This is a genomic window from Bacillus sp. FSL K6-1338 (assembly GCF_038006965.1).
Taxonomy (GTDB): Bacteria; Bacillota; Bacilli; order Bacillales; family Bacillaceae_G; genus Bacillus_A; species Bacillus_A thuringiensis_S.
This window is the reverse complement of record NZ_JBBOWI010000001.1, coordinates 2,801,868-2,825,361: the sequence shown is the minus strand read 5'-3', so window position 1 is coordinate 2,825,361 and position 23,494 is coordinate 2,801,868. Positions and strand designations below refer to the sequence as shown.

Sequence of the window (23,494 nt, the reverse complement as noted above, 5' to 3'; positions counted from 1 at the left end):
TGTTCGGAATTTAGTCTAAATATTATAAAAACAACGGAAAAATGTTATAGTAAAATGAGAGTGTATGACATTTTTAGGTAAGGGGGAATCCAGGATGTGGATTACTTCAGAAGTAGAAATTCCAGATGAGTTAATCGATCACCTTGAGCAAGGAAAGTTAGTGTTATTTGTTGGAGCGGGAGTTTCTATGAAAGGGAAATCAAACTTACCGAATTTTGATAATTTAGTTGATGCAATTGCAAAAACGTTATATGTCGAAAAACGTGAAATAACAGAACCACATGATTATTATCTTGGTAAAATTGCAAAAACAAAAGATGTACATCAAGTTGCAAGAGATCTTGTTCATATAGAGAAATCAAAACCGAATCCATTGCATTTTGCAATTCCAAGGTTATTTCCTTTAGATACAGATATCCGCATTGTAACAACAAATTTTGATCAACATTTTACAACTGCAATTAAGGAAATAAATAGAGATATCAATGTTTATTATGCTCCAGCTTTACCGACTGGGAGAGCATTTAAAGGTCTTGCTTATATACATGGTAATGTAGAACAGGAGAAAGAGGCTTTAATTTTAACAGACGGTGATTTTGGAAGGGCTTACTTAACCGAAGGGTGGGCGAGAAGATTTTTAGTCGATCTATTCTCGAATTACACCGTTTTATTCGTTGGATATAGTCATAATGACCCAGTAATGAAATATTTAGCAACTGGTTTACCACCAAGTACAAGACGATTTGCTTTTGTCGCACAAGGGGAAAATACGTACCACTGGGAACATTTAGGGATAAGACCAATTGTGTATCCGAATAAAGTGAATAATCATCAATCCCTCGTAAAAGCGGTAAAACGCTGGGCGGAATTAATGGGCGATAATTATATTACGAAAAGAATGCGTATTCGGGATATTGTAACGGTTCCCCCGTCAGTAGAACAGGAACAATTATCATACATAAAGCAATCAATTAAAAAAATTGAAACAGTTCGTTACTTTGTGGAATTTGCTCATGATTATGAATGGGTCGAATGGTTAGAAGCAGAAGGTAAATTACAAAATTTGTTTATGCTTACGCCAAACTATAATGAAGTAGATGAATTACTTGCAGAATGGTTAGTGGAACAATTTCTTTTTAGTCATCAGAAAGAATTATTTCAATTAATTTATAAAAACTATTCTAAAATATCACGGTTATTATGGAGAACGATTTGTAACTACTTAAACGAAACGAAGAGTAAGATGGATCCGTTGTTGTTTGCAAGATGGACACTCTTTTTATTAGAAACAGCTGAAAAAGATAGTAGCTCTATAGAAAAGATTTCTAAGTTACTGCAAAAATGTTCTTTTCCTGAGCATAAGGAAATTGCCTTATTGTTACTAACTTTTATTTTAGATGGAAAACTGAAGTTGAAACGTGTAAGAAAATGGGGAAATGATACGCAAGAATCAATAGAACTCGAGGAATCGAGTCGCTTACCAGTATCTACATTTTCTCATGTGGAGCAAATTTGGAACGAAAAGATGAGGCCATATATCACCCATTATGCTGTTCCAATTATGATGATCGGATTAGAAAAATTGAGAATGTTGTCGTTAAGACAAACGGCACTGAAAAAAAGAAATAAGGAAGATGTAGAAAAAGATTTTCATCAAAATGATCTTGCATTTTTAATACAAATTGTAAAAGAGTGTCTAACTTATTTATGTGAAAACAATGAGAAAAAAGCGGATTATTATATTACAGAAATGATAGAAGCAAATAGTGTACTTCAAAAGCGAATTGCAATTGACGCGATGAATAAAAATATTTTTGTTCGTGTAGATGACAAAATGAAATGGTTGTTACATGAAGGACTTCTTTTAGATTTCACTTATAAACACGAAGTTTTTCAACTTTTAAAAAGGCATTATGCACATTGTTTAGAAGAAACAAAAGAAGAAGTCACTCGAACTGTAATAAAGCATCTTACAGAAGAGAGGGTATTTGATGCATGTCTCGTATTAGACTTATTATTCAAGTGTGATTCAAATAGTCCATCTACGGCAAATGGGTATGAGTTAATGAAGCAAAAGCATCCTCATTTTCATTCTGAACGATACAGTGTACAAAAGAAAGAGGATACAGCGCAAAGCATTACTTGTAATGTAACAGCTGACGGATTATTGCAGCTGAAAGATGTTGAAATTATGAAGCAAGTTCGGCAATTTTCGCAAGATGGTGTTTTTGAACAACGCCATTTTTTAGAGATGTTATCAAAAGCATGTAAATTGAATACAGAGTGGAGTATTTCATTCGCATATCAATTAGTAGGAGTGCAAGAAATAAGTAATGAAGTATGGTTTGTTTGTATTAGAGAATGGCGAAATAACCGAGGATTGACAAATGATCAAATCCAAAAAATTATTCCGCTATTGCAGAAATTTGTTAGAAATACTGCTTATCATTGGTTAATTAGTAGTTTTCTATATGAAATTAGTAATCGACTAGAAGAGTTAGAAGAGAATAGTATACGTGTTGTAAAACGCTTTGCTTTTTCAGTGTTTCCTCAAGTTATGAAGAGTGATACGGATTTTAAGCTTGGAAAACAAGATTTTTACAATGAATCAATTCAGCATCCTGTTGGGAAAATGACGGCTGTATTATTAAAGTTGTTATCATATGATCATTTATACGATCGTAATGTATATGAATATTTATTTTTATTTGAAGAACAAGTAAGAGTTAATTTGGAACGAACAAACTTTATGTTTGCTCGTTTAATAGCAGATATTACATTTCTATATCATATTGAAAAGCAATGGTGCCGAAAATATTTGTTACCATACTTAGATTTAAAAAAACAAAATGAAATTACGGAATATGCATGGGCTGGTTTATGTTACACGCAAATAAATTTACCTTTATTTACAGAAATGAAGCGTTTTATTAAGTATGCGATAGAACATTTGGAAGTATTACATCCGCATACGAGGGAAGCTTTCTTGAAGTGGCTTAGCTTTGTATTTATTAAATGTGTACTATATTGGGAGCAAAAAACAGAGTGGTTATACCCTTTACTCATACTAGAAAATGAAGAAAATAAAATTAAATTTATGCAGTTTTTATGCTATTACGTCAAAACATTAAGCGTAAAAGAACAACAAAAATTTTGGACAGCTTGGCTCAGTGTATTTTTACGAGAACGACCAAAAATGGGTGAGATAACTGCGAGAGAATATGTAATGCTTTTACGTATTATCTTATACATGGATGAAATATTAGAAAAAGGATTATGTATTATGTCTCGTGCATTTTCAAGTGTACATGGTAAATGTACAGGTGAGGAAATGAAGCAGTTATTGATTGAAATGCTTCATAAAAAAGAAAGTATGAAAGCGCATAAAGAAATGTTTGCAAATGTGTTTTTTATTTTACTACAAACATGTCACGAAGCCGTTTTATTTGAAAAAGAAATCATACAAATAAAAGAATTATTAGTTCAGTATGAAGTAGAGGAATATGTTTTACATTTACTAGAAAATGAAATAATTCGCATAGGAATTGTAATGGGTGATTTACAAAAAGAATTATAGGATGAAAGTGGAATTTTAAAAAAATATATAAAAAGTTGTTGACAGTGTTTTAAAAAGCGTTCTATAATACGAATCATACTTATTCAATTTCAAAAACATTTGAATAAACAAAGTGCAATGAAGAGATCACAGTAGTGGTTAGTCTTACTGTAACAGAGAGCTGGTGGTTGGTGTGAACCAGTACAGGGATAATCATGAATTACAGTCTTGGAGCATCTTTTTCGTAATAAAGATAGTTTGTCTTTATGAGGAAAAAGCGGTCAATTGATCGTTAACAGTGAAGAGAGGTAGACGGAAAGTTAGTCTACAACTAGGGTGGTACCGCGATAAATATCGTCCCTACTGATTTATTCAGTAGGGACTTTTTGTATTTTAGTGGTCCAACTTGAAAATAAAATAGTCATGCATTGAAAGGAAAAGCAGTAGTTGTTGTTTCCCTGTAACAGAGAGCTGGTGGTTGGTGCGAACCAGTACAAAAACAAGAGCGAATTACAGTCCTGGAGCATCTTTTTCGTAGTAAAGATAGTATTTGTCTTTATGAAGGGAAAGACGGTCAGATGATCGTTAACAATGAAGAGAGGTAGACGAAAGAAGTCTACAACTAGGGTGGTACCGCGATAAATATCGTCCCTACTGATTGCATCAGTAGGGCTTTTTTGTACAAAAAAGTGGGTTTTTAACTAGTAGTTCATGTCTTTGTACGAATTATTAGTTTAAAATAAGAAGAGGTATCGATTCCACTATAAATTTGTATAATTAACCAGTTCAGAAAATAGAGAATCTTTTATTCTCTTACTATACTTTTAAAACATTAGAGGAGGATTTCCAAATGGCAAATCATGAATTAGATCAATTACGTAAACAGGTAGATGAAATTAACTTACAACTATTACACCTTTTAAACAAACGTGGTGAAATTGTTCAAAAAATTGGAGAGCAAAAGCAAGTACAAGGTACGAAACGCTTTGATCCAGTACGTGAGCGTGAAGTACTTGATATGATCGCAGAGCATAACGAAGGACCATTCGAAACATCAACTGTTCAACATATTTTCAAAACGATTTTCAAAGCAAGCTTAGAGTTACAAGAAGATGATAACCGCAAAGCGTTACTAGTATCACGTAAAAAGAAACAAGAAAATACAATCGTTGATGTAAAAGGTGAATTGATTGGAAACGGAGCACAAACGTTCATCATGGGACCTTGTGCAGTAGAAAGCTTAGAGCAAGTTCGTCAAGTAGGGCAAGCGATGAAAGATCAAGGCTTAAAATTAATGCGCGGCGGTGCATTCAAACCGAGAACATCTCCATACGATTTCCAAGGTTTAGGAGTAGAAGGACTTCAAATTTTACGTCAAGTAGCAGACGAGTTCGACTTAGCAATTATTAGTGAAATTTTAAATCCGAACGATGTTGAAATGGCATTAGACTACGTTGATGTAATTCAAGTTGGTGCACGTAACATGCAAAACTTCGATTTATTACGTGCTGTAGGTAAAGTTAACAAACCAGTATTATTAAAACGTGGATTAGCAGCAACAATTGATGAGTTCATTAACGCAGCGGAATACATCATTGCGCAAGGCAACGATCAAATTATTCTTTGTGAGCGTGGTATTCGCACATACGAAAGAGCAACACGTAACACATTAGACATTTCTGCAGTACCAATTTTAAAGAAAGAAACACATTTACCAGTTATCGTTGATGTAACACATTCAACTGGACGCAGAGATTTATTATTACCAACAGCGAAAGCGGCACTTGCAATTGGCGCAGATGCAGTAATGGCTGAAGTGCATCCAGATCCAGCAGTTGCATTATCAGATTCTGCACAACAAATGGACATTCCAGAATTCCATAGATTCATGGATGAGTTAAAAGGTTTCAAAAATAAATTATCTTAATTCCATATCATATATGCATTGAAGAGGAAACAGTAGTGCTTATCTCACTGTTAAAGAGAGCTGGTGGCCGGTGTGAATCAGTACAAAGGTAAGCATGAATTACAGCCTTGGAGCATCTTTCCCGACAACTTATGGAGGGGAAGACGGTCAAACGATCGTTAAAGAAGAAGAGAGGTAGACGACAGTTGTCTACAACTAGGGTGGTACCGCGATAAACATCGTCCCTACTGAGCGCTCAGTAGGGACTTTTTTGTACAAAAAAATAGTAAAGGGGCAAGAGAAATGAGATACATTACAGCTGGAGAATCACATGGACCGCAGTTAACAGTTATTTTAGAAGGTGTACCAGCAGGTTTGACACTTACGGCGGAACATATTAATAAAGAATTATTAAGAAGACAAAAAGGTCATGGACGCGGAAGACGCATGCAAATTGAAACAGATACAGTTGAAATTGTAAGTGGTGTTCGTCACGGGATGACACTTGGATCACCGATTACGTTAATCGTAAAAAATGATGATTTCAAACATTGGACGAAAGTAATGGGTGCCGAGCCAATTTCGGAAAAAGAAAGTAAAGACATGAAGCGTACAATTACAAAACCACGTCCCGGACATGCGGATTTAAATGGAGCAATTAAATATGGTCATCGTGATATAAGAAACGTATTAGAGCGCTCATCTGCAAGAGAAACGACAGTTCGTGTAGCTGCTGGTGCAGTTGCAAAACAAATTTTAAGCGAATTAGGCGTGGAAATTGCAGGACATGTTCTTGAAATTGGTGGAGTAAAAGCAAAACATATTTCAAACTTATCAATTGAAGAAATTCAAACAATTACTGAAAACTCACCAGTTCGATGTTTAGATAAAGAAGTAGAGCAAGAAATGATGAATGCGATTGACAACGCAAAAAGTAGTGGAGATTCAATCGGTGGCATCGTGGAAGTCATTGCAGAAGGTATGCCAATTGGCGTTGGTAGTTACGTTCATTACGATCGTAAATTAGATGCAAAACTTGCTGGTGCAATTATGAGTATAAATGCATTTAAAGGTGCTGAAATTGGCGTAGGTTTTGAAGCGGCACGACAACCTGGAAGCAAAGTGCATGATGAAATTCTGTGGGATAAAGAAAAAGGATACACGAGAAAAACGAATAATGCCGGCGGTTTAGAAGGCGGTATGACAACAGGTATGCCAATTGTCGTAAGAGGCGTTATGAAGCCAATTCCTACTTTATACAAACCGTTAGCAAGCGTTGATATTGATACGAAAGAAGAATTCCAAGCGAGTATTGAAAGATCTGATAGTTGCGCAGTACCAGCAGCGGGTGTAGTAGCTGAATCTGTTGTGGCATGGGAACTTGCAGATGCACTAGTCGAACAATTCGGAAAAGATCGTATGGAATTATTAAAACAAAACATTATGCAACACAATAACTACGCAAAAGAATTTTAATAAAAAGGTGGGTTTAACGTGCAAGTAAAGGATCAACTATCATCATTACAACCATATAAACCAGGTAAATCACCAGAACAAATGAAAGAAGTGTACGGAGATCATTCGTTTGTGAAATTAGCATCGAATGAAAATCCATTCGGTTGTTCACCGAGAGTTTTAGAAGAGTTGCAAAAATCTTGGTTGGAACATTCTTTATATCCTGACGGAGGTGCTACAACGCTCCGTCAAACAATCGCAGATAAGTTGCATGTGCAAATGGAACAAGTACTTTGTGGTAGTGGTTTAGATGAAATCATTCAAATAATAAGCCGCGCCGTATTACGAGCGGGAGATAACATTGTAACAGCAGGTGCAACATTCCCGCAGTACCGTCATCATGCGATTATTGAAGGCTGTGAAGTGAAAGAAATTCCTTTAAATAAAGGTGTATACGATTTAGACGAAATTTCGTCAGCGGTAAATAATAATACGAAAATCGTATGGATTTGTAATCCGAACAACCCGACGGGCACATATGTGAATGAGCAAAAATTAACTCAATTTATTGAAGGCATTAGTGAAAATACGTTAATTGTCATTGATGAAGCGTACTATGAATACGTAACAGCAAAAGACTTCCCTGAGACATTATCGCTTTTAGAAAAACATAAAAACATTCTTGTACTTAGAACGTTTTCTAAAGCATACGGATTAGCTTCTTTCCGCGTTGGATATGCGATCGGACAGGAAGAGCTAATTGAGAAATTAAATGTTGTACGTTTACCATTTAACGTATCTTCATTAGCGCAAAAAGCAGCTACAATTGCTTTTAGTGATGACGAGTTTATTAAAGAAATAGTTCGCGTGAATACAGAAGGATTACAGCAATACGAGAGTTTCTGTAAGGAAAACGGTATACCATTTTATTCGTCACAAACTAATTTCATCTTCTTACCGGTAGATAATGCTGGAGAGATTTATGAAGCTTGCGCACATGCAGGGTTTATTATTCGTCCATTCCCAAATGGTGTCCGTATTACAGTTGGAACAAGGGAGCAAAATGAAGGAGTGATTTCAGTGTTAAAACAACACTTTGAAAATAAAAAAAGTAAGTCTCGAGATGAGGCAAATGCGTAAAAAGGTAGTATTAATTGGAACAGGTTTAATAGGAGGCTCTCTCGCATTAGCAATTAAGAAAGAGCACGATGTAATGATAACAGGTTATGATATATTTAAAGAGCAAGTAGAGCGTGCAAAAGAATTACACGTAGTAGATGAAATAGCAGTTGATTTACAACATGCATGTGAAGAGGCACATTTAATTGTTTTTGCTTCTCCAGTTGAAGAAACGAAGAAGTTATTACACAAACTTGCGTCATTCCGTTTACGAGAAGATGTTATAGTGACTGATGTTGGTAGTACAAAAGGGTCTATTATGAACGAAGCGGAAGCTTTATTTTCAAAGGAAGTTTCTTTCATTGGGGGACATCCGATGGCGGGTTCTCATAAAACGGGAGTTGAAAGCGCAAAGGCGCATTTATTTGAAAATGCATTTTACATTTTAACACCGATGAATCATGTACCAAATGAACAAGTGGAAGACCTTAAAGTATGGTTAAAAGGAACAGGATCACATTTTCTTGTTTTAAATACAGAAGAACATGATTATGTAACAGGGATCGTTAGTCATTTCCCGCATCTTATCGCAGCAGGTTTAGTAAAGCAAGTTGAGAAGCATGCAGGAGATAATCCGCTCATTCATCAACTAGCTGCTGGAGGTTTCAAAGACATTACACGTATCGCATCTAGTAGTCCGAAAATGTGGAGTGATATTGTAAAGCAAAATCGAGAGCATTTAATGGTATTATTAAAAGAGTGGATCTCTGAAATGGAAGGTTTATATAAGACAGTTTCTACTGGAGATGCAGGCGAGATTCAAAACTATTTTGCAGATGCGAAAGAATACCGTGATTCTTTACCAGTAAGAAAGAGTGGTGCAATTCCTGCTTATCACGACTTATACGTTGATGTATTAGATAAGGTGGGGGCATTGGCTCATATTACGAGTATTTTAGCGCGCGAGGAAATTAGTATTACGAACTTGCAAATATTAGAAGCGCGTGAAGGACTGCTTGGGGTATTACGTATTAGCTTCCAAAGGGAAGAAGATCGTATGAAAGCAAAGCTAGCGCTTGGAGAAGAAGAATACCAAACTTATGAAACAATTTAAATGAGAAGGTGAAAAACGTGAAAGAAAGAACAATACAACCTGTTAATAACGGATTGAATGGCAATATTACAATCCCAGGTGATAAATCCATTTCACACCGTGCTGTTATGTTCGGTTCGATTGCAGAAGGGAAAACAACAATTAAAGGTTTCTTGTCCGGTGCAGACTGTTTAAGTACTATTTCATGTTTTAAAGAAATGGGAGTAGAAATTACGCAAAACGGTGATGAAGTTACTGTAGTTGGTAAAGGATTAGAAGGTTTACAAGAACCGAAAGCTGTATTAGATGTTGGTAATTCTGGTACAACAATTCGATTAATGTCAGGTATATTAGCTAACACACCATTTTTCTCTTGCGTACAAGGTGATGAATCTATCGCAAAAAGACCGATGAAGCGTGTAACAAACCCATTAAAACAAATGGGTGCAAACATTGACGGCAGAGAAGAAGGAACATTTACACCGCTAACAATACGTGGTGGAGATTTAAAAGCAATTGAATATATTTCTCCTGTTGCAAGTGCACAAGTAAAGTCAGCTATTTTACTTGCAGGGCTTCGCGCAGAAGGTGTAACAGCTGTTACAGAACCACATATTTCCCGCGATCATACGGAAAGAATGCTTGAAGCATTTGGTGTTAAAGTAACTCGAGAAGGAAAGACAGTGAAGCTGTCAGGTGGACAAAAATTAACAGCAACAAACATTCAAGTGCCAGGTGACGTATCATCAGCAGCATTTTTCTTAGTAGCAGGTGCAATCATCCCAAATAGTAAACTAGTATTACAAAATGTAGGAATGAATCCAACTCGTACAGGTATTATTGATGTTTTAGAGAAAATGGGTGCTACGTTCACTGTAGATCTAATTAACGAAGGGGCATCAGAACCAGCTGCAAATATTACAATTGAAACATCTTCATTAAAAGGAATTGAAATTGGCGGAGATATTATCCCTAGATTAATCGATGAGATTCCTGTAATCGCATTAGCGGCAACGCAAGCGGAAGGAATTACAGTAATTAAAGATGCACACGAATTAAAAGTAAAAGAAACAAATCGTATTGATACAGTCGTTGCTGAGTTAACGAAACTAGGAGCTCGCATAGAAGCAACTGATGACGGCATGATCATTTACGGAAAATCAGCTCTAAAAGGCAATACAGTAAATAGTTATGGTGATCATCGCATCGGAATGATGCTTGCGATTGCTGGCTGCCTGGCAGAAGGAAAAACAATTATTGAAGATGCAGAAGCAGTAGGTGTATCATATCCTACATTCTTTGATGAACTTCAAAAGTTAGCTAAATAATAAGGGTGGAAAGCAGATACGTGATGTATCTGCTTTTTTTGTTAAAACGTCTTTCTAATTTCACTTACCGAACTACAAAAGTAAGAATTGTGATACAATTCAAACAGGGAATGGAGGAGAATTATATGAATGTCATACAATTAAAAGAAGATAAGTTCAGAGAAGCATTACGTTTATCAGAATACGCTTTTCAATATAAAGTAGATGAGGAACGATTACAGCAGCAACTTACAAAGATGAAGGAAAGTCATAAAATATACGGCATTATGGAAGGGGAAGACTTAGCAGCAAAACTACATCTTATTCCGTTTCATATTTACATAGGTAAAGAAAAATTTAAAATGGGTGGCGTTGCAGGAGTAGCGACGTATCCAGAGTACAGAAGAAGTGGGTATGTAAAAGAGCTACTTCAATATTCACTTCAAACGATGAAAAAAGATGGCTATACAGTCTCTATGTTACATCCATTTGCGGTTTCATTTTACCGTAAATACGGCTGGGAACTTTGTGCGAATTTAGTCACATGTCATATGACTAAGAGCGATTTAGTGATGAAAAAACAAGTAAATGGCACTGTGAAACGTTTCAATAAAGAAAATCATCCAGAAGAAGTCGAGAAGCTCTATGAAGTATTTGCAGAACGTTTTTCAGGTATGTTAGTTCGAGAGAAGAACTGGTGGTTACAAGCAGTTTATGATGATTTAACATTAGCGATTTACTATGATGAAAATAAAAAGGCAGCAGGTTACATGTTATACAAAATAGAAAACTATAAAATGACAGTAGAAGAATTTGTACCACTGCATAATGAAGCACGAAATGGTCTGTGGAACTTTATTTGCCAGCATGATTCTATGATTAAAGAACTTGAAATGACAGTAAGTGAAAACGAACCGTTGCTATATTCATTGCAAGAGCCACGCGTGAAGACAGAAATAAAACCATATTTTATGGGAAGAATTGTAGATGTAGAGCAGTTTTTAAAACAATATGAGTTGAGCTGGAACAATGTACAGCAAGAAGTGATTCTACACATTACAGACGCATTTGCTCCGTGGAACAACGTATCAGTGAGGCTTGCGAATCATGAAATAACAATTATGAAAGAGGAAACAATAGATAAAGGAATTAAGCTGGATATTAACGCATTATCTACAATAATGTTTGGCTACAAGCGTCCGTTAGAACTTAATGAACTAGAATTCATTAGCGGAAGCGAAGAGGAAATACAAGCATTTGAGAATATAGTTCCAGTACGTAAAGCTTTTATTTATGATTTCTTTTAAGCTTTAAATAGGAAATGGGGCTGTCCCAAACAAAATTTGGGACGGTTTTCTCTTTGGTTCTCGTTTTTGTCGGTAAGTCGATGTATTCTAAAAACCGCTGATATAAATTGATTCACAAACAAGGGATTAAAATTGCAACTATACGTAGTTACGCACTTGACTTTTAGTCCTTGTAATTTATAATTAAAAACGGAATGAATTTTCATTCCTAAAAATAGAGGTGGAAAAAATGGCTAAAAACAAACAAGAGGATATTTTTGATGCTGCGATGCAACTTTTTGCAGAGCGTGGTTACGATGGTACGACAATTCCAATGATCGCTGAAAAGGCAAAAGTCGGTGCGGGTACTATTTATCGCTATTTTGAAAATAAAGAGGCACTAGTTAACTCATTATTTTCAAAAAGTATGTTAGAGCTTTCTGAAATGATAAAAACAGATTTTCCTGTTGAAGCAAATATTCGTGAACAGTTTAGTCATACGTACAACCGTTTATTTGAATTTGCGAGAAACAATGTGGACGCTTTTTTATTTACAAATTCTCACTGTGACAGTTATTTTCTTGATGAACAAAGTAAGAAAATATTTGACGATTTTATAGGCTTCTTTATGAATATTATTGAAGATGGAATCGCAAAAGGTTTTCTTCGTCCATTGCCTCCAGTTGCTTTAATTATTATTGTATATCAGCCGCTAGAAGCATTAACGAAAGTAATTGCAACAGGGCAATTAGAATACTCGAAAGAGTTAGTAAAAGAATTGGAAGAAAGCTCTTGGAATGCTATTAGAATCATTTGATTCTATAGCTTTATAAGGACAGGAATGAATATTCATTCCTAAATAGATTTAAAAAATGAAAGTAGGAGAGGGTATTTGTGCAACCAAAGGAATGAACATTCATTCCGGAAAAGATTAGTTTAATAGGGTCTATAGAATAAATCAATAGAATGATAGGAATGAACGTTCATTCCTAAAAATAGTTTCAAAATAATAGGAATGAATATTCATTCCGGAACTAACATTATACTTTCAAAACGGGAGATGATTAAAATGAGTAAGCTAAAAAATTGGAGAAGTTTATCTTTTCTATTATGGATAGTTATTACTATTACAATGATCGTAACGATGCCTAATATGGATAAATTAGTGAAAGAAAAAGGGCATATTACGATTCCGAATACAGAGCAAAGTAGTATCGCTGACAAAATGATAAGAGAGATGGATAAAGACGGGACAGAAAAATATGATGTTATAGCTGTTTTTAATAGTGGAAGTAAAGCAGCTTTAACAACTGAGCAAAAAGATGAAATAATAAAAACAATCAACGCTTTACAAAATGAAAAAGAGCAATTAGGAATGAACTGCACCCCAATTGTTAGACACAGTCTAACAATTGGAGGTGCAGTTTTTCTATGGCTAAATTTACAGCTGATGAAAAAATACAAATCGTTCTACGTTATTTGAACGGAAATGAAAGTTATCGAGAAATGGGTAGATCGCTCGGTATAAGTGACACAATCATTTTGAATTGGGTAAACCAATATAAACAGAATGGTCTGGAAGCTTTTCTAAAACGATGTACAAATTACACACAACAATTTAAACTAGACGTACTAAACTTTATGATTGAAAACGGTATGTCCTTATTTGAGACGGCAGCTATCTTTAATATTCCTGCCCCTTCAACGATTTCTGTTTGGAAAAAACAGCTCGAAACACAAGGAATTGATGCCCTTCAATCTAAGAAAAAGGGGCGTCCATCCATGAAAAAAGATTCAAATAAACAATTAAAACAACATTTAGCTGAAGGGTCAGTCGAAGCACTTGAAGCACGCATTAAACAGCTTGAGATGGAAAATGAGTACTTAAAAAAGTTAAATGCCTTAGTTCAAAACAAGGAAAAATCACAAAACAAGACAAAGCGCAAGTAGTCTATGAATTAAGGCATAAATATTCGGTGAAGGCACTCGTGGAGCTAGCTACTATTCCTCGAAGCACGTATTATGATTTAGTAAAGAAAATGAATCGTCCAGATGTAGATGCCGATTTGAAAGCTGAGATTAAAGCGATTTATGAGGAAAATGAAGGTCGTTATGGTTACCGTCGCATTCGTGATGAATTAACGAATCGTGGCCAGAAAGTGAACCACAAGAAGGTTCAGCGCATTATGAAAGAGCTTGGGTTAAAGTGTGTTGTGCGTATGAAGAAATATAAATCCTATAAAGGAAAAGTCGGTAGAATTGCACCTAATATTTTAGAGCGTAATTTTCATACAGATGCACCGAATCAAAAGTGGGTAACAGACATCACAGAGTTTAAATTGTTTGGAGAAAAACTGTATGTATCACCTGTATTAGATTTGTATAATGGTGAAATTATTACCTATACAATTGGTTCTAGACCGACGTATTCGCTTGTTTCAGACATGTTAGAGAAAGCATTGGAACGTTTACCTGAAACGCACCAGCTACTGATGCATTCGGATCAAGGATGGCATTATCAAATGAGACAATACGTCCGTACACTAGAATCAAGAGCTATCGTCCAGAGTATGTCTCGAAAAGGCAACTGTTACGACAACGCAGTAATAGAAAATTTCTTTGGGATTATGAAATCGGAGTTCCTCTACATAAAAGAATTTGAAAATGTAGAGCACTTTAAAATAGAATTAGAAAAATATATAGATTATTATAATACGAAACGGATTAAGGCAAAATTAAAAATGAGCCCGGTACAATACCGGACTCACTTTTATCAAGCTGCCTAATCAAATAACCGTGTCTAACTTTTAGGGGTCACTTCAGAATTAAGGAAGTTGTTTCACATTTAGATAATAAAGACTTGGAAAAACAATTGATATCTAAAGACAATACGACCATTTTAACGCAAATTTCTGTAGATAAAAAACATGGTGAAATATCAAAAATTGCAAATGGGCTTCATAATAAAATTAAACCGAAGGGAGTTAAAACGTACTTAACAGGAAGTGATTTAATAGCGGGTGATTTTCTTACATCCTCTCAAGAGGGAGTGAAAAAGACAGAAGTTATTTCTATCATTTTCATTTTAGTTGTATTAATCATTGTATTTCGTTCACCAATTGTTCCAATCGTTTCTCTGCTTACAGTGGGTGTATCATATTTAGTTTCAATGGGGATTATTGCCCATCTAGTAGATCAATTTAATTTTCCGTTTTCTAACTTTACACAAGTGTTTGTAGTTGTTGTCCTGTTTGGGGTTGGAACAGACTATAACATTTTATTATATACAAGGTTTAAGGAAGAATTAAGTAAACAAGAAAATGCATTTTTAGCTACGAAAGAAACGTTTAAATCGGCAGGGAAAACCGTTTTATATAGTGGGATAGCAGTACTAATTGGTTTTGCATCTCTTGCTTTAGCGAGTTTTAAATTATATCAATCTACTTCAGCCGTAGCAATTGGTGTCGCAGTATTATTACTCGTATTAACTACGTTAAATCCATTTTTTATGGTGCTTTTAGGAAAAGGAATGTTTTATCCAGTAAAAACATTTAAAGGTCATGAGGATAGTCGTTTATGGGGATTTCTTGCGAAAAACTCAGTAGTAAGACCATTCGCAGCTTTAATCATTGTATTTGTGATATCGATTCCTTTCCTAATGAAATATTCTAACACACTAAATTACAATGATTTATTTGAAGTAGATAATAAATATGAATCGAAAAAGGGGATTAACGTAATAGAAGAACATTTTCCACCTGGTTTTTCTTCACCAAGTACGTTAGTCATTCAATCGGATAACAAGTTAGACGAGGCGAGTTCTCTTCAAACTTTAGATGAACTAACTGATAAGATTTTGAAAGTGAAAGGTGTGTCAGAAGTATATTCACCGACGCGTCCAACTGGGGAAAGGATAAAAGAACTATATATAAATAAACAAGCTGGAGAACTAAATACGGGGTTAGGAGATGCCAATGGTGGTATAAAGGACATTAATGATGGGTTAACTGCTGCGAAAGATAAAATGGGTAGTAAAGACTCAAATAGTCTTGCAAACGTTCAAAAGTTAATTGATGGAACAAACGAAGCGAAAAACGGTGTAACGGCATTAGGAACAGCTTTACATCAACTATCAAGTGGTATAAATGACGGAGCACAAGGTGCGCAACAAATTGAGGGTGGATTAACTTCAGTAAATGAAAATATAAATGTTTTATCTAATGCAACTTCACAACTTCATGCTGGTTATGCACAGTTAGAAAAAGGTTTAAGCTCTTACGATCAATACTTCGGAAGTATTTCTCAAGCAATTGATGGTGCGAAAAAAGGTTATGAACAAATTGAAGTGTTAATGACCAATTTTATTCAAACGAAACCAGAATTAGCAAATGATCCGAACATACTACAAACGATAGGAATTGCTAAAGAGGCTCAGAAGCAATTAGGTGTGCTTTCAAATGAATTAAATCAATTAGCAACGCATCATAAAGCGGCGATGGGCTCATTTAAAGAAGCGAATCAATCGTTATTGAAAGTGGATAACGGTTTAAAAGAAATGAACAATGGAGTTACTAAATTACAAAAAGGAGCAGCTGATCTTAAAAATGGATTAGATGAAGGTGCTTCAGGTTCTAAACAAATTGCGAACAAGTCATTTGAGTTACAAACCGGATTAACAAAAATAAATGATGGGCAAGGCCAGTTATTAACCGGGCTGAAAGACTTGCAAGAACAGATGAGGCAATTACAATCAGGATTATCTAAAAGTACAGAAGGGCTCGAAAAGGTAAGTAACGGACTAGGGGATGCTCAGAAATATTTAGGAGAATTGAATGAATCAAAAAGCTCTGAGAAATTTTATATTCCAAAAGAAGTTTTAGAGGGAGAAGATTTCCAAAAAGCATTGAATACGTACATGTCACATGATAGAAAGACTGCTAAAATGACAATCATTTTAGACGTAAATCCGTATTCAAAAGAAGCGATGCCAATCATTGAAGAAATTAATAAAACGATAGACGGTACATTAAATGGTACAGAATTAAAATCAACAAAAAAAGCGATCGGCGGTACAACAGCAAGAAACGTTGATTTAAAAGAAGTAACGGGCCAAGATTTCTTACGTACAGCTACAATTATGTTAATTGGAATTGCGGTTGTATTACTCGTTATTACACGGTCATTTTTAAATACAATCTTCATTATTGGATCTTTAATATTAGCTTATTTTGCATCACTTGGTATAAGTGAACAAATTAGTACACACATACTAAACGTAGAGTCATTGAGCTGGAATGTACCATTCTTTAGTTTTATAATGATAGTCGCTTTAGGTGTGGATTATAGCATTTTCGTAATGATGAGATACAATGAGCTAGAGGGGGACCCAGCAACGAAAATTGTAAATGCATCTCGTCACATAGGAGGAGTCGTATTATCAGCGGCACTTATTTTAGGTGGTACATTTGCTGCATTAATCCCTTCAGGTGTATTGACGCTTATACAAGTAGCATCTGTTGTTGGTGTTGCACTGTTATTATTAGCTATTATTGTGATGCCAATATTGATACCTGCGTTAATAGGGTTAACGAATAAAATGAAGAATTATACGAAAAAATTAAGTAAAAGAAAGTAAAAGAATCCCCTTTTAAAAGGGGATTCTTCTTATTTAATAAATTTGTCCATCACATCTTTATATTTTGCGAATTTTTCATCTTTCATATCTCTGTTCATTATGAAATATGCTTCTATATAATATTATTTCGTTAAAAACGTACATTTTATTCAAGATAGAAAAGGGATGAATAGTAATCAACCGTTGCTATTCATCCAGCTTCTACTATATAATAGCTATAGTCTACAATAATTGAGTCGTAATATGCGATTTTTTAAGACAATAGGTGAGAAAACGCTGAAATAAGCGGTATTAGTAGGAGGACACAAATGATTACAGTAAGTAACGTTAGTTTGCGTTTCGCGGATCGCAAATTATTTGAAGATGTTAACATAAAATTCACGCCAGGTAACTGCTACGGTTTAATCGGAGCAAACGGTGCTGGTAAATCAACATTTCTAAAGATTTTATCTGGAGAAATTGAACCATCAACAGGTGATATACATATTACGCCAGGTGAGCGTCTAGCAGTATTAAAACAGAACCACTTCGAATATGAAGAGTTCCCAGTATTAGAAACAGTAATTATGGGTCACACGCAACTTTACAAAGTAATGCAAGAGAAAAATGCTATTTACATGAAAGAAGACTTTAGTGATGAAGATGGAATGCGTGCTGCAGAACTTGAAGGTGAGTTCGCTGAGCTTAACGGTTGGGAAGCTGAGTCAGAAGCTGCAATCCTTCTAAAAGGTCTTGGTATTGGTGAAGATCTTCACGACAAAAAATTATCAGAATTGACTGGTGCAGAGAAAGTAAAAGTATTACTTGCTCAAGCATTATTCGGTAAACCTGATATTCTATTACTAGATGAGCCTACCAACCACTTGGACTTAAAAGCGATTCAATGGTTAGAAAACTTCTTAATGAACTTTGAAAATACAGTAATCGTTGTATCCCATGACCGTCACTTCTTAAATAAAGTATGTACGCACATGGCTGATCTTGATTTCGGTAAAATTCAACTTTATGTTGGTAACTATGACTTCTGGTATGAGTCAAGCCAGTTAGCTTTAAAATTAACACAAGATGCTAATAAGAAAAAAGAAGAGAAAGTAAAAGAGTTACAAAACTTCATTGCACGCTTTAGCTCAAACGCATCTAAAGCGAAACAAGCAACTTCTCGTAAAAAATTATTAGATAAAATTACATTAGATGATATTAGACCATCATCACGTCGTTACCCATTCGTTGGCTTCACACCTGAGCGTGAAATAGGAAATGACTTATTAACTGTTGAAGGTCTTTCTAAAACAATTGATGGCGAAAAAGTGTTAGATAATGTGTACTTCACTTTAAATAAAGGTGATAAAGTTGCATTTATCGGTCGTAACGATATTGCGATGACAACATTATTTAAAATCCTTATGGGTGAAATGGAGCCAGATAGCGGTTCATTCAAATGGGGTGTTACAACATCTCAATCTTACTTCCCAAGAGATAACTCTAAGTACTTTGAGAACAATGACTACAACTTAGTTGATTGGTTACGCCAATTCTCTCCACAAGATGAGTCAGAAAGCTTCTTACGTGGTTTCTTAGGCCGTATGTTATTCTCAGGTGAAGAAGTTAAGAAGAACGTTTCTGTATTATCTGGAGGCGAAAAAGTTCGTTGTATGTTATCTAAAATGATGTTAAGTGGTGCGAACGTAATCACACTTGACGATCCAACGAACCACTTAGACCTTGAGTCTATCACTGCATTAAACAATGGTTTAATTGCTTTCAAAGGTACAATGTTATTCACATCTCATGACCATCAGTTCGTACAAACAATTGCAAACCGCATTATCGAAGTAACGCCAAACGGTGTAATCGATAAAGAAGCAACTTACGATGAGTACTTAGAAAATGAAGAACTTCAAAAACAAGTAGATGCAATGTACAAAGGTCAATAATATATAATGAAAAAACTCGCTCTTTTTAGAGCGAGTTTTTTTGTCGAGAAAACATAACACCATTGGTGGGGGCAAATGAATAATTATTCAAATATAATATTAGTGAACATGAGGATTTTTCATGTATGGAAGAGATGTAATGACTTTAAGATTTAGTTGAAGCAGGGGAATGTAAGGTGAGCAATATAATTAAATAACATTATTTTGTCATGTGAAATATGTACCAAAATTGGAGATAGAATAGTTTGCGAATGAGTTTATAAAGGTATATAGTATGGGATGTCATAATTAGTGGATGAATCTTGGGAGAAAACAGGAAATGTTACAAATTTATTTTATTAAATAGAAACCAAGGTCAAAATGTTTAAAAAGAAATAGTTGAATAAATACAAGCTTCAAATTATAATTACTAATATTCTTCATATAGTTAAATAAAAAAATCTATTTGAAGAAGAAAAATCGAATAGAGAGACAGACTTATAAAAAATAAGCCTTGGATGATCAAAAGAGGTGGAGAAATGAAACAGTTCTTATTAAAGAGCAAAAGTGTGTTAAGCAATCATTTTGGATTCTTTCTGTTTGCCGTTATTTTATTGTGGCTCAAAACGTATGCAGCCTATGTAACGGAATTTAATTTAGGAATTTCAAACACAATCCAAAAATTCTTGCTGTTTTTTAACCCGCTTAGTTCAGCAGTTCTATTTTTAGGACTTGCATTATTTGCAAAAGGGAAGCGATCTTATATTTGGTTAATTGTTATCAACTTGTTATTGTCGATTCTTTTATATGCAAACGTAGTTTACTATCGCTTTTTCAGTGACTTTATTACGTTCCCAACATTAACACAAACGAATAACTTTGGAGATTTAGGTGGTAGTATTCTTGCGTTGCTACATCTTTATGATCCACTATACTTCTTAGACACGATTATATTAATTGTGTTAGTTGCAACAAAATTTGCAAATCCAAAACCAATTCGTGTTGCGAAGCATAAAGTATCTCTAGTATTTGTAGCAGGTATTTTATTATTCAGTGTTAATTTAGGTCTTGCAGAGTCTGACCGTCCGGAATTATTAACAAGAACGTTTGACCGTAATTATATTGTGAAATATTTAGGGGCATACAACTACACAATTTATGATGGAATTCAAAGTGCGAAAGCATCGACAGAACGAGCATTAGCTGATGGCGATAATATGACAGAAGTACGAAATTATTTAACATCAACTTATGCAAGTCCAAATCCTGAGTATTTCGGTAAAGGAAAGGGAATGAACGTAATTTATATTCATTTAGAGTCATTCCAAAACTTCTTAATTGATTACAAATTAAATGGTCAAGAAGTTACACCGTTCTTAAACTCATTTACAAAAGATGCGAATACGCTATACTTTGATAACTTCTTCCATCAAACAGGACAAGGGAAAACATCTGATGCGGAGTTTATGTTAGAGAATTCAATGTTTGGTTTACCGCAAGGTTCTGTCTTTACAACGAAATCTCATAATACGTATCAATCAGCACCAGCTATTTTAGGACAACAAGGATACACATCAGCAGTATTCCACGGTAACTACAAAACATTCTGGAACCGTGACGATATTTATAAATCATTTGGTTTTAATAAATTCTTTGATGCGTCATACTACGATATGAATGAAAAAGACGTAGTAAACTACGGATTAAAAGATAAACCGTTCTTTAATGAATCTATTCCGTTATTACAAACGTTGAAACAACCGTTCTATACGAAGTTTATTACGTTATCGAACCATTTCCCTTATCCAATTGATAAGGCAGAAGCAACGATTGAACCAGCAACAACAGGTGATTCATCAGTAGATACGTACTTCCAAACAGCACGCTATTTAGATGAATCTGTAAAAGGCTTCATCGATTACTTGAAACAATCTGGTTTATATGATAACTCAATTATCGTTATGTACGGAGACCATTACGGTATTTCAGATAATCATAACGCAGCAATGTCAAAAGTAATGGGTAAAGAAATGAACTCATTTGAAAATGCACAGTTACAACGTGTGCCTTTAATCGTTCGTGTACCAGGAGTGAAAGGTGGCGTACAACATCAATATGGCGGTGAAATTGACGTTCTTCCTACGTTATTACACTTACTAGGTACAGATACGAAAAACTATGTTCAATTCGGTTCAGATTTATTATCACCAGAGCATAAACAAGTCGTTGCGTTCCGTAACGGTAACTACGTAAGCCCAACTGTTACTGCACTAAACGGCAAATACTATGATACAACAACTGGAAAACCTGTAGAATTTACAGATGAAATAAAGAAAAATGAACAAATGGTTCAAAACTCACTAAAATACTCTGACCAAGTCGTAAATGGTGACTTATTACGATTCTACACACCGGAAGGATTCACTCCAGTAGATCGTTCGAAGTATAACTATAACAATCGTGATAAAAACAAAACGAAGGTAAAAACGTCTCCGGAAGGGGAAGCTAAATAATAAAAGGCGCTATTCATATGAATAGCGCTTTTTATTTGTAAATATACCATCATTATTAGACAGAACTAGCTGTTGCTTTTTGTTTTGCTTTTCCGAAGAACACTACACCAACAATGATCATAATGATAAATGCCCATTTAATGAAAGGGTTACTTTCGAAAAATCCAGCGAACCATTTCTCATCTACAATCATTTTTGCAGCAGTATAAGCTAAAACCGCTGCTCCAATCGTAATGATGACAGGAAAACGATCTACCCATTTTAAAATCAATGTACTGCCCCATACGACTACAGGAATAGAAACTAATAGCCCGATGATTACTAAAGAAAAGTTACCATGCGCAGCTCCTGCAACAGCGAGTACATTATCAATACCCATTAACGCATCAGCAATGATAATGGTTTTAATAGCAGACCAAAATCCTTCTTCTGCCTTAATATCATGGTCTTTGCCTTCAGCAATTAATTTGTAAGCAATCCATATAAGAAGTACACCACCAATTAAAAGTAATCCTGGTATTTTTAATAACCAAACGACAACTAAAGTAGCAAGAGCTCTTATAGCAATTGCTCCAACGGTTCCCCAAATGATAACTTTCTTTTGTTGATCTTTCGGTAATCGTCTTGCTGCTAATCCAATTACAATGGCGTTATCTCCGGCTAACACTAAATCGATTACGATAATTGCTAATAAGGCAGACAAATATTCAGGTGAAAGAAAATCCATAAATATATCACTCCTTATAATTAATATGTACTTATAAGCTATTCCGTATTAAGAATTCTAAGGATTATTTATTAAAATACAATCTCTTCAAATAGTAATTAAGGATTATAATTATGGTGCATAAACACTTAAAAAGATGGATACGGTACAATTCTGGAACCATCTTTTAAGTGCTTAATTTTTAATTATCATTTTTTGTTTGAAGATTTACTTTCGTATCTTTGATTATTACTTTTTTAGGCGTGAAACATGCAATAATTAAAGCCACAATAGATAAGACTAACATAAATACGTACGCATCACTTGAGCTATAGATAGAAGATAAGTTTGTTACTTGCATAGCTGATATATTTCCATTCTCACTAGATAACTGTGAAATGTGTGAAGTGGATTGAATTGTATACACCGTGATAATAACTGCTGTTCCAATAGCACCTGCTAATTGGCGAATCCTACTATTTCAAGCTTAACGGTTCAGAAAATCGCAACAAAAGCAGGGTTAAATCGAACAACATTTTATTTGCATTATCAAGATATTCAAGATTTACTAGACCAAATCACTAGCGAAATTTTAAATGAGCATTCAAATAAAATTGTTGATTTAATACATGCAAAAGATTTATCAGAAAAACAAAAGCTAACACAATTGCTAGATTATTTATATATTCACCGAAATTTTTTATTTATATTATTTAAAATGAATCAATTTGAGGAGCAATTGTTTTTATTTTTAAAGCAATTAATAGAAACGAGAAGAGAGAATACGAAAAAGAATTTACCTGATGATTACGTTGCAGTTGATATTAAAACAGCCTCTTTGGTAGGGATTATCATGTGGTGGATAAGGAATGGACTTCACTTTAGTTCAGATTATATTGCAAATCAAATTTATTTAATGTATAAAGGATGATATGTTAAAATCAGTCATATGTATTAGTAAATAAAAATCATTATATCTAAGAGTTGAAATTAACGGGAGATAGA

Annotated in this window: 13 protein-coding genes, 3 pseudogenes and 3 other annotated features; of the genes and pseudogenes, 14 read left to right on the top strand and 2 right to left on the bottom strand. The window is 34.6% G+C overall.

What is annotated here, in order from left to right; all coding sequences use genetic code 11:
- Nucleotides 1–94 precede the first annotated feature (94 nt).
- From NZ044_RS14560 to NZ044_RS14500, 13 genes and pseudogenes are all read left to right on the top strand, one after another.
- Nucleotides 95–3,577 carry a DUF4020 domain-containing protein gene (locus NZ044_RS14560; protein WP_118961960.1) on the top strand — a complete coding sequence of 1,161 codons (3,483 nt, stop codon included), beginning with the start codon at nt 95–97 and terminating at the stop codon, nt 3,575–3,577.
- 108 nt (nt 3,578–3,685) lie between these two features.
- Nucleotides 3,686–3,921, top strand: a binding site (T-box leader).
- 54 nt (nt 3,922–3,975) lie between these two features.
- Nucleotides 3,976–4,212 (top strand) — a binding site (T-box leader).
- A gap of 194 nt (nt 4,213–4,406) precedes the next feature.
- A complete protein-coding gene (locus tag NZ044_RS14555) occupies nt 4,407–5,483 on the top strand; it encodes a bifunctional 3-deoxy-7-phosphoheptulonate synthase/chorismate mutase (protein ID WP_001273573.1) in 1,077 nt (358 codons plus the stop codon).
- A 9-nt stretch (nt 5,484–5,492) separates the two neighbouring features.
- Nucleotides 5,493–5,712, top strand: a binding site (T-box leader).
- Nucleotides 5,713–5,765: 53 nt separating this feature from the next.
- Nucleotides 5,766–6,938 carry a chorismate synthase gene (aroC, locus tag NZ044_RS14550; RefSeq protein WP_001269426.1) on the top strand — a complete coding sequence of 391 codons (1,173 nt, stop codon included), beginning with the start codon at nt 5,766–5,768 and terminating at the stop codon, nt 6,936–6,938.
- Between the two features lie 18 nt (nt 6,939–6,956).
- On the top strand, nt 6,957–8,057 hold the full coding sequence (gene hisC, locus NZ044_RS14545; RefSeq protein WP_001197269.1) for a histidinol-phosphate transaminase: 1,101 nt from the start codon (nt 6,957–6,959) through the stop codon (nt 8,055–8,057).
- Nucleotides 8,050–9,150 carry a prephenate dehydrogenase gene (gene tyrA / locus NZ044_RS14540; protein WP_001228126.1) on the top strand — a complete coding sequence of 367 codons (1,101 nt, stop codon included), beginning with the start codon at nt 8,050–8,052 and terminating at the stop codon, nt 9,148–9,150. The genes hisC and tyrA overlap by 8 nt, the downstream gene beginning before the upstream one ends.
- Before the next feature lie 17 nt (nt 9,151–9,167).
- Nucleotides 9,168–10,457 carry a 3-phosphoshikimate 1-carboxyvinyltransferase gene (gene aroA, locus NZ044_RS14535; protein ID WP_000664637.1) on the top strand — a complete coding sequence of 430 codons (1,290 nt, stop codon included), beginning with the start codon at nt 9,168–9,170 and terminating at the stop codon, nt 10,455–10,457.
- A gap of 125 nt (nt 10,458–10,582) precedes the next feature.
- Nucleotides 10,583–11,743 carry a GNAT family N-acetyltransferase gene (locus NZ044_RS14530; protein ID WP_063675466.1) on the top strand — a complete coding sequence of 387 codons (1,161 nt, stop codon included), beginning with the start codon at nt 10,583–10,585 and terminating at the stop codon, nt 11,741–11,743.
- 229 nt (nt 11,744–11,972) lie between these two features.
- Entirely contained in the window at nt 11,973–12,539 is a 567-nt protein-coding gene (locus NZ044_RS14525; RefSeq protein WP_001107300.1) for a TetR/AcrR family transcriptional regulator, read from the top strand.
- A 252-nt stretch (nt 12,540–12,791) separates the two neighbouring features.
- Nucleotides 12,792–13,100 (top strand): annotated as a pseudogene (locus NZ044_RS14520) (hypothetical protein); the annotation flags it as partial.
- A 53-nt stretch (nt 13,101–13,153) separates the two neighbouring features.
- A protein-coding gene (locus NZ044_RS14515; RefSeq protein ID WP_085959122.1) for an IS3 family transposase occupies nt 13,154–14,508 on the top strand; the annotation gives its coding sequence in 2 pieces (ribosomal slippage) (nt 13,154–13,607 and nt 13,607–14,508; 1,356 coding nt in all).
- Nucleotides 14,509–14,546: 38 nt separating this feature from the next.
- Nucleotides 14,547–17,357: pseudogene (locus NZ044_RS14510) on the top strand (MMPL family transporter); the annotation flags it as partial.
- Nucleotides 17,358–17,665: 308 nt separating this feature from the next.
- Entirely contained in the window at nt 17,666–19,291 is a 1,626-nt protein-coding gene (locus NZ044_RS14505) for an ABC-F family ATP-binding cassette domain-containing protein (RefSeq protein WP_016077543.1), read from the top strand.
- 518 nt (nt 19,292–19,809) lie between these two features.
- On the top strand, nt 19,810–21,783 hold the full coding sequence (locus NZ044_RS14500) for an LTA synthase family protein (protein ID WP_000808775.1): 1,974 nt from the start codon (nt 19,810–19,812) through the stop codon (nt 21,781–21,783).
- Nucleotides 21,784–21,838: 55 nt separating this feature from the next.
- Here the strand turns inward: NZ044_RS14500 and NZ044_RS14495 are convergent, their stop codons facing one another.
- Nucleotides 21,839–22,510, bottom strand: coding sequence for a TerC family protein (locus tag NZ044_RS14495; RefSeq protein ID WP_000346946.1), 672 nt, complete (start codon nt 22,508–22,510; stop codon nt 21,839–21,841).
- 181 nt (nt 22,511–22,691) lie between these two features.
- The gene (locus NZ044_RS14490; protein WP_000288051.1) at nt 22,692–22,916 is read right to left on the bottom strand and encodes a hypothetical protein; all 225 of its coding nucleotides are present in this window, start codon (nt 22,914–22,916) and stop codon (nt 22,692–22,694) included.
- Between the two features lie 42 nt (nt 22,917–22,958).
- Between NZ044_RS14490 and NZ044_RS14485 the strand changes: the two are divergent.
- Nucleotides 22,959–23,420: pseudogene (locus tag NZ044_RS14485) on the top strand (TetR/AcrR family transcriptional regulator); the annotation flags it as partial.
- Nucleotides 23,421–23,494 lie beyond the last annotated feature (74 nt).